11 protein-coding genes, 1 tRNA gene and 1 pseudogene are annotated in these 14,310 nt (G+C 66.1%); 1 reads left to right on the top strand and 12 read right to left on the bottom strand.

Annotated features, from left to right (window positions below):
* Positions 1–847: 847 nt before the first annotated feature.
* The 9 genes from EII35_RS14535 to EII35_RS14500 form a co-directional block, all read right to left on the bottom strand.
* Positions 848–921: transfer RNA gene (locus tag EII35_RS14535), tRNA-Ile, on the bottom strand.
* A gap of 53 nt (positions 922–974) precedes the next feature.
* Positions 975–1,778 carry a DUF3566 domain-containing protein gene (locus EII35_RS14530; protein WP_125229184.1) on the bottom strand — a complete coding sequence of 268 codons (804 nt, stop codon included), beginning with the start codon at positions 1,776–1,778 and terminating at the stop codon, positions 975–977.
* Entirely contained in the window at positions 1,771–4,332 is a 2,562-nt protein-coding gene (gene gyrA, locus EII35_RS14525) for a DNA gyrase subunit A (RefSeq protein ID WP_395858258.1), read from the bottom strand. Before gyrA ends, EII35_RS14530 begins: the two co-directional genes overlap by 8 nt.
* 93 nt (positions 4,333–4,425) lie before the next feature.
* Positions 4,426–6,435 (bottom strand): DNA topoisomerase (ATP-hydrolyzing) subunit B, encoded by a 2,010-nt coding sequence (gene gyrB, locus EII35_RS14520; protein WP_125229185.1) that lies wholly within the window; start codon positions 6,433–6,435, stop codon positions 4,426–4,428.
* A 240-nt stretch (positions 6,436–6,675) separates the two neighbouring features.
* Positions 6,676–7,335: a hypothetical protein gene (locus tag EII35_RS14515; RefSeq protein ID WP_125229182.1), complete on the bottom strand. Its 660-nt coding sequence runs from the start codon at positions 7,333–7,335 to the stop codon at positions 6,676–6,678.
* 43 nt (positions 7,336–7,378) lie between these two features.
* Positions 7,379–8,041, bottom strand: coding sequence for an ROK family protein (locus EII35_RS14510; RefSeq protein WP_221739776.1), 663 nt, complete (start codon positions 8,039–8,041; stop codon positions 7,379–7,381).
* 146 nt (positions 8,042–8,187) lie between these two features.
* Positions 8,188–8,352: a hypothetical protein gene (locus tag EII35_RS16040; RefSeq protein ID WP_185744370.1), complete on the bottom strand. Its 165-nt coding sequence runs from the start codon at positions 8,350–8,352 to the stop codon at positions 8,188–8,190.
* An 11-nt stretch (positions 8,353–8,363) separates the two neighbouring features.
* Complete coding sequence (locus EII35_RS14505) at positions 8,364–10,799, bottom strand: glycyl radical protein (RefSeq protein ID WP_125229180.1); 2,436 nt, start codon at positions 10,797–10,799, stop codon at positions 8,364–8,366.
* A 25-nt stretch (positions 10,800–10,824) separates the two neighbouring features.
* Positions 10,825–11,601 carry a DeoR/GlpR family DNA-binding transcription regulator gene (locus EII35_RS14500; RefSeq protein WP_125229179.1) on the bottom strand — a complete coding sequence of 259 codons (777 nt, stop codon included), beginning with the start codon at positions 11,599–11,601 and terminating at the stop codon, positions 10,825–10,827.
* A 301-nt stretch (positions 11,602–11,902) separates the two neighbouring features.
* Between EII35_RS14500 and EII35_RS14495 the strand changes: the two genes are divergently transcribed.
* Positions 11,903–12,589, top strand: coding sequence for a transposase family protein (locus tag EII35_RS14495; protein WP_125229178.1), 687 nt, complete (start codon positions 11,903–11,905; stop codon positions 12,587–12,589).
* Here the strand turns inward: EII35_RS14495 and EII35_RS14490 are convergent.
* From EII35_RS14490 to EII35_RS16035, 3 genes and pseudogenes are all read right to left on the bottom strand, one after another.
* Entirely contained in the window at positions 12,579–12,830 is a 252-nt protein-coding gene (locus EII35_RS14490) for a transposase (RefSeq protein WP_125229177.1), read from the bottom strand. The two genes, EII35_RS14495 and EII35_RS14490, sit on opposite strands and share 11 nt — an antisense overlap.
* A 159-nt stretch (positions 12,831–12,989) precedes the next feature.
* Positions 12,990–13,403 carry a hypothetical protein gene (locus tag EII35_RS14485; protein WP_125229176.1) on the bottom strand — a complete coding sequence of 138 codons (414 nt, stop codon included), beginning with the start codon at positions 13,401–13,403 and terminating at the stop codon, positions 12,990–12,992.
* A pseudogene (locus EII35_RS16035) lies at positions 13,382–14,310 on the bottom strand (hypothetical protein); the annotation flags it as partial. The pseudogene EII35_RS16035 and the gene EII35_RS14485, both read right to left, overlap by 22 nt.

Genomic DNA, 14,310 nt, shown 5'->3' with positions numbered 1-14,310 from the left:
CAAAAGGGTGCTACACAAAAAATTGGCATTGACTTAAAGCACGCTGTTGAGTTCTCAAGTTTCGGACACCCACCCCGCAGGGGAGCGACTCGACCAACTTTACTGGAATCTTTTCGGATGTCAAATCCGAGCGATTCGGTTGAGTTGTGGTGACCCCGTGGCCCTTGCGGGCGCGGCTCGTCTCGGGTGTTCCCGGTGATCCAGGTCCACCAACTCGTCGGGCTTGGGGTTCCCCTTGGCGCTGTTTCCAGCTCCGTGGGGCGAGAGAGAACATTACACGCCGTCGATGGCGGATGCAACTCCGGGGTTGCCGTCGGTCGATCGGCCCCGCCAAATGGGGCTGAACGACCACGCCCGACCCCACCCTTCCAGGCTGCGGCAGGCCTCTCGGGCGCCTGGCGCCGCCACCACACCCGAGGAAACCCCCGGTCACGAATCGCCGGGCTGCCTCCTCGAGACGTTGTTTGAAACGTTTTACTCGAAGCAGGACGGCGGTTCGTGCACACTTGCGCGGGGTCGCTCAAGGGCAGGACGTCATGGATGTCGTCCAGCTCCTGCTCGTGCTCGTGGGTACGGCAGGTCGGCGACGCTCCCCGCCACACCCCGACCACCCCCGCCCGCGACCGTGAGAACAACAGACCGGCGCACTCCCCGCAGCCGGAGCGGCGATCGGCAATGTCATCGGGGAGGAGAGGGACGAGACCTTGGCTCCGGATTCTGGGGGGCAGCAGGGCTGGGGTGGGGTTAGAGGGTTCTCCTGGTCAACCTTTCCAGCCCTTCCAGGGCGTCCTCAGCGGTTGAGGAACCCCGGAAACACGAAACCCCGGCTTGGTGCCGGGGTGTGGTGTGGGCCTAGCTGGACTTGAACCAGCGACCTCATCCTTATCAGGGATGCGCTCTAACCGCCTGAGCTATAGGCCCGTGCTGCGACGAGGCGAAACTCTAGCGCACCCGCCGCTGGTGCTTCAAATCCGTCAGTCCTCGGACAGCGTCACCTCCAAGCCGCCGATCACCGTGGCCGCCAGGTTGTAGAGGAAGGCGAAGAGCGTCGACACCGCCGTCAGGATCAGCACGTCCACGGCGGCCAGCACCGCCGCCAGACCCACGATGCGACCCGAGTTGATGTAGGTCCGGATCTCGAACTTCGTGTTCGCGTCACCGATGAGCTGGTTCATCGTCGAGTTGACCGAGTCCAGCGCACCCGACCCCTCGACCACGCGCCACAGGACCGCCGTCACCACGACGAGGATGATCCCGAACGCGATGGAGAACAGGAACGAGGTCTTCATCACCGACCACGGATCCACCCGCGACAACCGCAGCCGGGCCTTACGCGTCTTCCGGATGCCGCCCTTCGACGTCTCCCCGGTGGACGTGACATCCTTGCTCGCCTCCTTGCCCGAGGCCGCCGCCTGGGACGACGAGCCACCCGGCGCCGGCATCGGGGCAAGCTTCGGGGCGGGGGCTGCGGGGGGCGTCGCCCACATGGGATCCGCGGGCTTGCCCTGCTTGGCCGCCGACTGCTTGCCGGCGTCCTTCGACGGGGCAGCCTGGGACTGCTTGGGCGCGGGCGGAGGAGGCGGCGGGGACTGAACCGGTGCCGCGGCGGCCGCCGCGGGTTCCGGCTTGGTCGGCTTGGCGGGCTGCGCCGCCTGAGGCGCCTGGGCGGCCTTCTGGGAGGAACGCCCTTGGTTCCGCTGCTTGCGGGACCCCTTCGGGGCGAAGCTCACACCGGGTTTGCCGTCCCGCCCGGGCCATTGGGGATTCTTGTCACTCATCCCCTGTCACCTCCTCGGCCGAAACGGCCTCGTCCGTCGCTGCTTCAGCCACCGTACCCGCTTCCACAGGGGATTCCGCAACCTCGTCCGTCGCATCCCCGTTCTCCTCCGGGTACAAGGCGATGGCCGCGACGGAGTCCTCACCCCGCACGTGGACGAACTTCACGCCCATCGTGTCCCGTCCCTTGACCGGGACATCCGCCACTGCGGAGCGCGCAACCTGACCGGACGTCTTGATCGAGATGACCTGATCGCCCTCCCCGACGATGAGCCCACCGACGAGCGACCCGCGGTCATCCGTCAGCCGCATCGCCTTGATCCCGAGCCCGCCACGACCCTGCTGCCGGTAGTCAGCGACGGCGGTGCGCTTGGCGAACCCACCGTCGGTGACGGTGAACACGAACCGGCCGTCAAGATCGGCCTCCCCGCCGAGGATCGCCATGCTCAGCAGCTCGTCGTCGCCGCGGAACCGCATCCCCGTCACACCGGAGGTGGCGCGGCCCATCGGCCGCAGCTGGTCGTCGGAGGCCTGGAACCGGATGGCCTGCCCCTTCCGGGAGATCAGCAGCACGTCATCCTCGGCCGAACACAGCGCCGCACCGATGAGCTCGTCGCCCTCCTCGCGGAAGTTGATGGCGATGACCCCCGCCTGCCGCGGCGAGTCGTAGGAGGCCAGCGCCGTCTTCTTCACGAAACCACGACGCGTCGCCAGCACCAGGTAGGGGGCGTCGTCGTAGCTGCGCAGCGTCATCACCTGAGCGATGTGCTCGTCCGGCAGGAACGACAGCAGCCCCGCGACGTGGCCGCCCTTCGCGTCCCGACCCGCCTCCGGCAGCTGCCAGATCTTCGCCCGGTACACCCGGCCGAGGTTCGTGAAGAACAGCAGCCACTCGTGGTTCGTCGCCTTGAACAGGTGCGCCACCTCGTCGTCGGCCCGCAGCGTCGCGCCACGAACCCCCTTGCCACCGCGCTTCTGGACGCGGTACTGGTCGGCGCGGGTCCGCTTGGCGTAGCCGCCGTGCGTGATCGTCACCACGACGTCCTCGTCCGCGATGAAGTCCTCCTCGGAGAAGTCACCATCGGCCGCGACGATCCGGGTGCGCCGCTCGTCGCCGTACTTGTCGGTGATCTCCTGCAGCTCCATCCCGACGATGGCTCGCTGCCGCTCCTCGGAGGCCAGGATGTCCTTGAGGTCGGCGATGAGCCGCTCGATCTCCGCCAAACGGTCGATGATCTTCTGGATCTCCATCGACGCCAGCCGCCGCAGCTGCTGGTCGAGGATGAAGCGCGCCTGGAGCTCGTCGATGTCCAGCAGCTCCTGCAGCCCGACGGAGGCCTCCTCCGCCGTGCGCGACGCCCGGATCAGCGCGATGACCTCGTCGAGCATGTTGAGCGCCTTGACCAGGCCCCGGTCCAGGTGGGCCCGCTTCTCCGCGTCGGCCAGCTGGAAGGCGGTCCGGCGGCGGATGACCTCGATCTGGTGCTTGATCCACAGCGAGATGAACTGGTCGAGTCGCAGCGTGCGAGGCACGTCGTCGACCAGGGCCAGCATGTTGCAGCCGAACGTGTCCTGCAGCGCCGTGTGCTTGTACAGGTTGTTCATCACGACGCGCGGCTGCGCGTCACGCTTCAGCACGATGACCAGCCGCAACCCGGTGCGCGCCGAGGTGTCGTCGCGGATGTCGGCGATACCGGTGAGGCGACCCGAGTTGACCAGCTCCGCGATCTTCGTGGCGAGGTTGTCCGGGTTGCACATGTAGGGCAGCTGCGTGATGGCGATGGCCTGCCGACCCGAGGGGTCCTCCTCCAGGTCCATCACCGCCCGCATCACGACGGAGCCGCGGCCCGTGCGGTACGCGTCCTCGATGCCCTGGCGACCGACGATGAGCCCGCCGCCCGGGAAGTCGGGGCCCTGGATCCGCTGCATGGCGGCCTCCAGCAGCTCCTCCTTCGTCGCGTCGGGGTGGGTGAGCGCCCACTGCACCGCGTCGTTGACCTCGCGGAGGTTGTGGGTGGGGATGTTCGTCGCCATGCCGACGGCGATGCCGGTGGAGCCGTTGACGAGCAGGTTCGGGAACCTGGCCGGCAGCACCACCGGCTCGGTCTCCCGGTTGTCGTAGTTCGGCTTGAAGTCGACGGTGTCCTGCTCGATCTCGCGGACCATCTCGGCGGCCAGCGGGGCGAGCTTGCACTCGGTGTACCGCATGGCGGCGGCCTTGTCGTTGCCCTGGCTACCGAAATTGCCCTGGCCCGCCACGAGCGGCAGCCGCATCGCCCACGGCTGCGCGAGCCGCACGAGGGTGTCGTAGATCGGTAAATCACCGTGCGGGTGGTAGAGACCCATCACCTCGCCGACGACCCGGGAGCACTTGTTCCAGCCACGGTCGGGCCGGTAGCCGCCGTCCCACATCGCGTAGAGCACGCGACGGTGGACCGGCTTGAGACCATCGCGGACGTCCGGCAGCGCCCGGCCGACGATGACGGACATGGCGTAGTCGAGGTACGACTTCTGGATCTCGGTGTGGAGATCGACGGGCTGGGTGCGGCCCTCCATCGTCGTGAGTCCCTGGGAGTCCGCCTCGACCTGCTCGTCGGCCTCCGGGGTGGTGTCTTCGGACACGGTGGTTCCTTACTGCTCGGGGGCGGGTCAGATGTCCAGGAAGCGGACGTCGCGGGCGTTGTGCTGGATGAAGTGGCGACGCTGCTCGACGTCCTCGCCCATGAGGATCGAGAACATCTGGTCGGCCATCGCCGCGTCCTCCAGGTTGACCTGGAGCAGGATCCGCTTCTCCGGATCCATCGTGGTCTCCCACAGATCGTCGGCGTTCATCTCGCCGAGACCCTTGTACCGCTGGATCGGGTTGACGCTCGGCAGTTTCTTGCCCTCCGCCAGCCCTGCGTCGCGCATCGCGTCGCGCTCCACGTCGTTGTAGGCCAGCTCGTGGGGGGCGTTGGTCCAACGCAGCCGGAACAGCGGCGGCTGGGCCAGGTAGACGTGTCCTGCCTCGATGAGCGGCCGCATGAACCGGAAGAGCAGCGTCAGCAGCAGGGTGCGGATGTGGGCGCCGTCGACGTCGGCGTCGGCCATGAGCACGATCTTGTGGTAGCGCAGCTTGTCGAGGTCGAAGTCCTCCTGGATTCCGGTGCCGAGCGCGTTGATGATCGCCTCGACCTCCTTGTTGGCGAGGATCTTGTCGAGCCGGGCCTTCTCCACGTTGAGGATCTTGCCGCGGATCGGCAGGATCGCCTGGGTCTTGGGGTCGCGGCCGCCGCGCGCCGAACCGCCGGCGGAGTCACCCTCGACGATGAACACCTCGCAGTCGGCGGGGTTGCGGGACTGGCAGTCGACGAGCTTGCCGGGGAGGCCTCCGCCGCCCAGCAGCCCCTTGCGGTTGCGGGCCATGTCACGGGCCTTGCGGGCCGCGATCCGGGCCGCGGCCGCAGCCTGCGACTTGCGGATGATGTCCTTGCCCTCGTTGGGGTTGCGCTCGAACCAGTCGCCCAGCTTGTCGTTGAGGGCCTTCTGCACGAACGACTTGGCCTCGGTGTTGCCGAGCTTCGTCTTCGTCTGCCCCTCGAACTGCGGTTCGGCGATCTTGATGGACAGGATCGCGGTGAGACCCTCACGGATGTCGTCGCCGGAGACCCGGTCCTCCTTCTTCTTCACCAGCCCCCACGTCTCGCCCCACCGGTTGACAGTGTTCGTCAACGCGGCACGGAACCCCTCCTCATGGGTGCCGCCCTCGTGGGTGTTGATGGTGTTGGCGAAGGTGTGGACGGAGGTGTTGTAGGAGCTGTTCCACTGCATCGCGATCTCGAGGCTCATGCCCTGCGCGTCGTCGTGGGTCTCGACGTCGATGACGCTCGGGTGGATCGGCTCCCTGGACTGGGACAGAAACTTCACGTAGTCGATGAGGCCGTTGTCGTAGCGGAACGAGTCGAACCGGTGCTCCTCGTCGGTGTCCTCGCCCTCCCGGTCCACGGTGCGCAGGTCCGTGAGCGTGATCCGCAGCCCCTTGTTGAGGAACGCCATCTCCCGGAACCGCGTGGCGAGGGTCTCGTAGTTGAACACCGTCGTCTCGAAGATGTCCTCGCTGGGGTAGAAGGTGATGGTGGTCCCGCGGTCCTCCGTCTCCTCCAAGGTCTTGAGGTCGTAGCGCGGCACGCCGAGGTCGAAGGTCTGGGCGTGACGGCGGCCGTCGCGGGACACCTCGACGGTGAACTCGCGGGACAGGGCGTTGACGACGGAGGAGCCGACGCCGTGGAGGCCGCCGGAGACCTTGTAGCCGCCGTCGCCGAACTTGCCACCGGCGTGGAGGACGGTCAGCACCAGGGTGACGGTGGGGATCTTCTCGACGGGGTGCTCCTTGACGGGGATGCCCCGGCCATTGTCGGCGACCCGTACGCCGCCGCCGTCGAGCAGCGCGACGTCGATCTGGTCGCAGTGACCGGCCAGCGCCTCGTCGACGGCGTTGTCGACGATCTCGTACACCAGGTGGTGCAGGCCCCGCTCACCCGTGGAGCCGATGTACATGCCGGGACGTTTGCGCACCGCCTCCAGGCCCTCGAGGACCGAGATCTGTTCTGCGTCGTAGACCGCGTCGGTGTGAGTGTTGCCCCCTTGGGCGTCCCCGGTGGTGGGGTCCAGCTCGTCCATCTGCTCGTCTGCCACGCGGTGCTCCCGTCCCATGAAACGGCCGTCGGCTCCCCGACGGCGATCAAACCTCGCCGATTCTACCGCGAAACTGGCCTCCGACCCATCCGGAAACGTCTGCCATTCGGCCAGAATCTGGGCTTGGACCTCTCAGCAGGGGGATGGGTGAGGGCCGGTACAGCCCCAGGGCCGTCCAGGGCCCCTGAGGCTGTTTGGCGCTCCCGCCGCCGGGCGAGGACGTGGTCACCGCAAGCCAGCGTGGGGCGGCTGTGTCCCCTGCCGCTTTTGCCACTGCCGCCAAGCCCGCGCCGAGGAGGTGTGGGTCAGGATCAGTGTCGAGATGGCCAGAGCCACCCCCACCAGCGCCATGAGCAGCAACGGAGAGGCCGAGCCCTTGGAGGAGAGCGCCCCGGCACCCGTGAGCAACGCCAGCAGCAGCTGCAGGGCCGCGCCGACGGTCAGCACGACATGTCCTCGACCCTTCAGATGGGTGATCCCGGCGACCAACAGCATGACGGCCGCGGCCATGATGACGAGACCGAAGACGACCAGAGTGGCACCCACCGGAGTGTCGATGTCGCCGGCACTGGAGGTGAGAATGGCGCTGCCGCCCAACATCATCATGATCCCGAACAGCAGCCCAAGGCTGCCACCGACGATGCCGAGCACCGACGCCGCGGTCGCGCTGCTCGGCCGCTGCGGACCAGTCGCAACCTGGACGGGGAAAGCCATCGGATACATCCCGGGCGGAGGCCAGGAGGACTGCGAGGCACCGCTGGGGACCGGCTCGGCCCCGACGAACGGCAGGTTCGGGGAGGTCTGGGGTGGCGTTGCGGGGGCCTGGGGTGGCGTCGCGGGCTGGAAATCGGGACGCCCGGAGTCGCGTTCGGGAGGAAAGGTCATGCCTCATCCTCTCAGGTACCACACATCTCCCGCGCGTTCCTGTTCAGGACCGGCCCCACTCAAGTCCCACCCGGCAGCTCACCGTCGAGGGGCACACGGCCGTCTCCGGGTGCGCGTCGGCCGCGGCGAGGGCCGCACCGACGATCCCGCCGTCGTTGAACCGCGACGCCGCGACCAGCGGGGTACGGGTGTCCAGCAGCGGGAAGAACCGCTCGGAGGCCGCCGAGATGCCGCCGCCGATGACGATGAGCCCCGGCCACAGCAGATCCTCCAAGTATCTCAGGTACGCCTGCAGCCTGACCGCCCACTCCTCCCACGACAGCCGCTCACGCTCCCTGGCCACCGAACACGCCCAGAAGCACGCGTTGTGGCCCTCCACCACCAGGTGCCCCAGTTCCGTGTTCGGCATCAGCGCCCCGTCGATGAGCAGCGCCGTGCCGATTCCCGTGCCCAGGGTCACCACGACCACCACGCCCGGATGACCGGCGGCCGCACCGACCCGCGCCTCCACGAGCCCGACGGCATCGGCGTCGTTGAGCACGACGACGTTCCGGCCGACCGCCCCCGACAGCAGCGCGACCACGTCCACACCGATCCACGACGGGTCGATGTTCGCCGCGGTGCGCACCACCCCGTCGGCATCCACGACCGCCGGAACCGTCACCCCGATCCGGCTGGCCCAACAGCAGCCACAGTCCAACACCACCTTGGAGGGTGCGCGGATAGGCGCATCCACTGCGGTCGCCCCGGTGACCCCCTGGCAGCGTTGTCCTCCTCGAACGCACGATCCAGTGCGCTCTTCGTCGTCCGCCTTGCCAAGAGGCCACCATGACGATCCTCGTCACGATCCCCCTATCCGCGCACCCTCTTGGCCACGGCCGCCGCGACCTCGTCGGGCCTCGCCCCGGACGGGGTGTCGATGACGTGGCGCGGCCCGACGAGGAGACCGGCATCCAGGTCCACACAGGAAGCCTTGATGCCGGTCCCGCCGATGTCGATGCCGAAGGCGAGTCGCACCGACGATCAACTCACAGCGTCTGCTCGGTTCGGGCGATGATGTCGTCCTGGGTGGCCTTGCTCAGCACGTTGAAGAAGGCGCTGTAACCCGCCACCCGGACGATGAGGTCGCGGTACCGCTCCGGATGGGCCTGCGCATCCAGCAGCGTCTCGCGGCTCACCACGTTGTACTGCACGTGGAAGCCCTCCAACCGGTTGAAGAAGGCGCGCAGCAGCATCACCAGCTTGCGACGATCCTGGTCCTTCATCAGCATCTGGGGGTTGACCTTCTGGTTGAGCAGCACCCCACCGGTGATCGAGTGCGTCGGCAGCTTGCCCACGCTCTTGAACACCGCCGTCGGGCCGTTGACGTCCGAACCGTGCGCCGGGGAGCAGCCCTCCGCCAACGGCACGCCTGCGTTGCGGCCGTCCGGGGTCGCCGCGGTGGAGGCACCCTGAGGGACGTTCGCCGAGATCGACGAGGTCCCCGCGTAGTAGGTGCCGCCGATCGGGCCCCGCCCGTAGCGGGTGTTGCGGCTGGACAGAATCTCGTCGATGGCGATGTCGTAGGCCTCCACGAGGAGCGAGTCGACGTAGTCGTCGTCGTTGCCGTACTTCGGGGCGGCGTGCAGCAGCGCCTGGATCTCCTTGCCCCGCACATCGGAGAAGTCGTTCTGCAGCGCCTCCCACAGCTCCGTCGTGGTGATGGTCTGGTCCTCGAACACGCACTTCTTGATGGCGGCGAGCGAGTCACCGAGGTTGGCGATACCGACCTGCAGGCCGGAGACGAAGTCGTAGACCGCGCCACCCTCCTTGATCGGCTTGCCGCGCCCGATGCAGTCCTCCGTCAACGCGGAGCAGAGGATGTCCGCGACGTTCTCCTCCAGCGCCGTGTCGGCGGCGGCGTCGAGGATCACGCACTGACGCTGCAGTTCCCGGACGGTGACCTCCCAGGCCTTCATCACCTCGTCGAAGCTCTCCATCTCGGTGAAGTGCTTCGTCGCCGGGGCCAACCGGGTGCCGGTCTTCGGGTCGATGCCGTTGTTCATGGCGATGAGCAGCGTCTTCATGAAGTTGAGGAAGCTCATCCCGGTGCAGCGGTACCCCCACTTGCCGGGAACCGCCACCTCGACGCATCCGATGGCGGAGAAGTTGTAGGCGTCCTCCTTCGTGACCCCCTTCTCGATGAGCGAGGGGATGATCACCTCGTCGCTGTTGAGCGCGGGCATCCCGAACCCGAGCCGCATCACCTCGACGCACTCCAGCATGAACTCGTCGGAGATGCCCTTGTGGTAGCGGACGGTGAGGTTGGGTTGCGGCAGCTTCGTCTGGGCGACGGACTTCAGCACCAGCCAGGAGGTGGGGTTGACCGCGTCCTGTCCGTCGACCGTCTGACCACCGACGGTCACGTTCTGGTAGAGCGGTCCGCCTGCGGAGAACCGGGTGTGCGACCAACCCCGGATCTTCGCCACCGTGATGGTCTTCAACCACAGGTTGGTCAGCAGTTCGACGGCCTGGTCCTCGGTGATGCGCCCGGCGGCGAGATCGGCCTCGTAGAAGGGGTTGATGTACTGGTCGAAACGGCCGTAGGACAACGAGTGCCCGTTCGACTCGATCTGCAGGGCCAGCTGCACCAGCCACACCGACTGGACGGCCTCGTGGAAGGTGCTCGCCGGGTGCTCGGGGACTCGACGCAGGATACGGGCCATCTCGGCGAGTTCGGCGCGACGCTCGTCGTCGACCTCGGTGCTGGCAAGCTCCTCGGCCAGGTCGGCGTAGCGACGCGCGAAGGCGATGACCGCCTCGAGGGTGATGATGATGGCCCGGTAGAAGTACGACTTCCGCAGTGCGCCCGGCTCGGCGAGGTCCAGGGCGTCGAGGTGTTCCCTGGTCCGGGCGAGGTAGCCGCTGAGGCCCTCGGTCAGCACGCGCTGGTAGTTGACGGCGATGTGCGCGTCGCCGGAGGTGATGTTGCCCTCGGGATGGATGAGACCGAGATCGTAGAAGACACGGCTGGCCGGGGGCATGAGCGCCAGACCACGGTCCTTGAGGGTGTTGTTCTCCCAGTAGGGGGCGATCCCCCTCAGCTGTTCCTTGACCTCCTCGGTGATGGTGAACCGGTCCCCGGGTCGCTTGTCGAACTCGTCGAGTTCGGCGATGACCCAGTCCATCGCGTACTCGGGCATGATCGGGGCGGCACGGTTGGCGGAGGCCTGGTTGCCCGCGATGAGCGTGGCGGGCTCGATGTAGATGCTCATGTGCCGCAGCACGTTGTCGACCATGAGCGCGCGACGCAGCACCATCGGCTCATGTTGGTGGGCCTTGTAGGTCTCGGTGGTGAGCACGGCCCGTTCCGCACAGACCGACGGGGTGGTCTCCATGAGTTCCTCCCGCCAGGCGGCCATGCGGGGGGTGAGGGTGCCGAAATGGGGGGCCGTGGCGGTGGGGCGGTTGTCGGTGACGGTCATGATGGGCTCCTTCAGGGTGGGGACGTCAGGGATGGCTGTCGGTGGGGGTGTCGGCCGGGACCTTGATCAACGTGACCCCGGCGTCGGTGAGGTGGGTCTGGATGGGGGTTGGGATGCGGTCGTCGGTGTAGAGGGTGTGCACCTGGGAGACGGGGACGAGCCGGACCGCCCCGAGCTTGGGGAACTTCAACGACTCGGTGAGCACGATGAGCTGCTCGGCCTGGGCGGCCATGGCGCGAACCATCTCGGCGCGTTGCAGGTTCTTGGCCGTGAACCCGGACTCCTCGGTGTAGCCGTCGACACCGATGAAGAGCTTGTCCACGAAGAAGTTCTTCGCGGCGGCGACGGCGAGGGGTCCGACGCAGACCTGGGAGTCGGTCTGGTAGTTGCCGCCGAGCAGCACGGTCCTCGACGACGGCAGGCGACGGGTGTAGTCGGCGATGAAGGCTGAGTTGGTGATGACGGTGATGTCGCGTCCCGTCTCGAACAGGGTCCGGGCCAGCAGGGCGCAGGAGGAGCCGGACTCGATCATGACGGTCTCCCCGTCGGTGACACTCTCAGCCGCACGCCTGGCGATGCGACGCTTGATGTCGTGGTGGTGGGCCAGCCGGGAGAGCATGTGGTCCTCGGAGGCGGCCACGGCGTAACCGTGCTCCCGTCTGAGCAGCCCGTCGCGTTCCAGCCGGTCCAGGTGCTTGCGGATGGTCACGGTGGAGACGGCCATCATGGCTGCCAGCTCGACCACGTCGGCCCGCTGGTTGTCCATGACGTATTCAAGGATCCGGTTCTGCATCTCAGACATGCCGAGTCTCCTCAGTCGGAAGCCACGCTGCTCCTCCGAGGATAGTCAACACGGCTACAAGTTTCAAGTGAAACCTGACACCTTTTGTTCCGAAACCTCTGGGACGCGACGGGTCCGGCGAGACCACCTCTGGTCCTCGCAGCTCCACCTAACCTCGACCTGGGTCCGCGGCTCGACCTCCCTCACGCCCGGATCCTCGCTCCGACGCGGCCCGCCCGTCCGGTCCGCTGCCCAAGGCGGCGTTGCGACCCAGCGGTCTTGAACTGTCGCTTTATCGACGGTTTGCGACCGCTGGGGTGAGATGACGCGCTTCCGTCGAGCACTGCATGGCAGTGTTCTGGGACTTCGTCGGGCGGTGGTGGCGGTGTGCAAGTACTTGCGCACGAACAGGACCCAGGCCGACATCACTGAAGAGTTCGGTGTGTCCCAGCCCAGCATCAGTCGAGCGGTGACCCTATTCATCCAAGCCGTGGCCGAGGTCCTGGCCGACCTGGTCCCCACCCTCGAGGAGGTCCCCACCGACACCGCCCTGCTGATCGATGGAACGTTGATGCCCTGCTGGTCGTGGCGTACCCATCCCGAGCCGTACTCCGGGAAACACCACACCACCGGGATCACCCTCCAGGTCATCTGCTCCGTGACCAGTGACATCCTGTGGGTCTCCGACCCACTCCCGGGCAACACCCACGATGTCGCAGCGCTCGACGCCCACACCATCCTCGAAGGACGAGACCCATCCCAGTTCATCGCCGACAAAGGCTACACCGGGCGCGGAATGACCACCCCACAGAAGAAACCAGCAGGGAAACCCATGCCCGAAGGAATCAAGAACTACAACACCCAGATCAACCAACTCAGATGGCCCGTCGAACAAGCCATCGCCCACCTCAAAACCTGGCGCATCCTCCACACCGACCATCGCCGCCCATACACAACCTTCCCCACAACCATCAAAGCAGTACTCGGCCTCTACTTCCTCACCACCTGAATAAACCTCTTTGTCTCTGAACTCGATCTCCATCTGGGCTTCCCGCAATTGGGCCTTGACCTTCTTCAATTCCGCCAGCTCGACAGAAGTGAGTTCTTCTCCGCTGCTGTCTGGATGGGTCCTGCGCCACTTGTTCACCCAGCCCGTACGCTTTCGCGACCTCACTGACCGGACGCGACTTCTCGATCACCTCCGCCGCGATCTGTTCCTTGAACTCATCACTGTACTTCGATCCTGCCATGATACCGATTTTACCTAACCTGTTCGAAATGAATCAGAATTTTCATCGGTGTCCACAAAACATGTAGCAGTCCAATCAAAATTTTAAATCTCTAGCGGTTCCCGCTGCTTGGCGCTGATCTTCTCGAGCCTACTGAAAAGAGCCCCATGTGTAACGCGGTCAGTGGTCTTTTGTCGAATGGGTAGGTTCAATCTGGGTAGGGCTGCTGACTTGGCGCCACCAGTCCTCGTCATGCTCTGCTGATTCCAGAGTGTCGATCATGTCGAGGACGTGTCGAACGAAGCGCTCGGGAAGTCGAACGTCGTGCTCCAGTACGTAGTGGGCCAGTCCTTCGGGCCACACGAAATGTCCGTCGGTCAACTCCAGGCTGCCGTTGTTGCGGCCGCAGAACCGGCAGGGAGAGTACCCCATGTAGCGACGAACAATCATCCCGGTTTGCAGGTGGTCTGCGACCAACTCGCGCTCCTCCGCATCCCAGTTTGAATCAACGAAGTCTTCTGCTTGCGGCCAACCGGGGCTGGCCAGAGGGCCATCCCAGTAGCCGATCAGAATCAGCCGTTCGGGTCGAACCATCGCCACTCTCCTCCGTCAAATATTGTCAACGTGTTACCTCGGCTGCTTGATCCAATATCGGTTGTCGGCGCCTTTACGCGGACTCCTAAAATGGTGGCCAGGTCTTGGGCAAATGATCCTTCCGGGGAGCCGGTTTTGCACGAAAGTAGCCGGATGTCTTGGCCGTCGTAGGAGGAGCGAATTCGGCTTGCTACCTCGGCAGGTGAGCGGCCAGCTATGTCGTGGGGAGAGCCGTGCCCAATCACGTCAAACATGCCTTCCTCCGGGTTTTTTGCCGAGAATTTCATCATAGCCTTTGTTGGGTGATCGAGCCCGCCAATTGTAGTTCTCCCGCCCATGCGAAGTTCAGTACCGTCGGGTGTCCTGGCTGGGTTTGGTGGTGTTGGTTTGGCGAGTGCTCCGCCTGCGGCTCCTGCGATGGCTCCGTCTCGGGCGCCTTGCCATGCGCCTTGCCAGAAGTTGCCTCCGGTGGCGGCAGCTGCGATGCCGCCGGTGATGAAGCCGGAGAGGCCGCCGGTGGTGCCGCCGATGCCTGCTTGGAGGGCTCGTTGTCCGAGGGGGGTGCCTGCGAGGCGGGGGAAGGCCTGGCCGGCGAGGGGGCCAAGGAGGTTTCCGGCTGCTGCGCCGATGCCGCCGCCGAGGGCTCCGAGGGCTCCGCTGAGGCCTACTTGTTGCCAGTTGATGGGGTAGCCGCTGCAGGCTTGGTCGATGAGGTTGCCTCCGGCGCTGAGTCCTGCGCCGATCGCGACTGCTGCGGCGATGCCTGCGGGGCCGCCGAAGATCGTCAGGGCTGCGCCTGCGGCGATGGCGAGGGCTGTGCCCCATTTGGGGGAGTTGGCTTTGCGGTAGGCGTCGAGTTGTTCTGTGGTGATGGGTTGGAGGCCGGTTGGGTCGTGGAGGTTGGTGG

This window comes from Arachnia propionica, assembly GCF_003932785.1.
GTDB classification, from domain to species: domain Bacteria; phylum Actinomycetota; class Actinomycetes; order Propionibacteriales; family Propionibacteriaceae; genus Arachnia; species Arachnia propionica_B.
The sequence above is the reverse complement of the archived record's forward strand: the minus strand, read 5'-3'. Positions and strand labels throughout refer to the sequence as shown.

What these genes read in the sequence shown, in the direction of transcription:
- EII35_RS14530 (WP_125229184.1), bottom strand. Translation starts at nt 1,778, where the DNA reads ATGAGTGACAAGAATCCCCAATGGCCCGGGCGGGACGGCAAACCCGGT.
- gyrA (WP_395858258.1), bottom strand. Translation starts at nt 4,332, where the DNA reads ATGGAGGGCCGCACCCAGCCCGTCGATCTCCACACCGAGATCCAGAAG.
- gyrB (WP_125229185.1), bottom strand. Translation starts at nt 6,435, where the DNA reads ATGGACGAGCTGGACCCCACCACCGGGGACGCCCAAGGGGGCAACACT.
- EII35_RS14515 (WP_125229182.1), bottom strand. Translation starts at nt 7,335, where the DNA reads ATGACCTTTCCTCCCGAACGCGACTCCGGGCGTCCCGATTTCCAGCCC.
- EII35_RS14505 (WP_125229180.1), bottom strand. Translation starts at nt 10,799, where the DNA reads ATGACCGTCACCGACAACCGCCCCACCGCCACGGCCCCCCATTTCGGC.
- EII35_RS14500 (WP_125229179.1), bottom strand. Translation starts at nt 11,601, where the DNA reads ATGTCTGAGATGCAGAACCGGATCCTTGAATACGTCATGGACAACCAG.
- EII35_RS14495 (WP_125229178.1), top strand. Translation starts at nt 11,903, where the DNA reads ATGACGCGCTTCCGTCGAGCACTGCATGGCAGTGTTCTGGGACTTCGT.
- EII35_RS14490 (WP_125229177.1), bottom strand. Translation starts at nt 12,830, where the DNA reads ATGGCAGGATCGAAGTACAGTGATGAGTTCAAGGAACAGATCGCGGCG.
- EII35_RS14485 (WP_125229176.1), bottom strand. Translation starts at nt 13,403, where the DNA reads ATGGTTCGACCCGAACGGCTGATTCTGATCGGCTACTGGGATGGCCCT.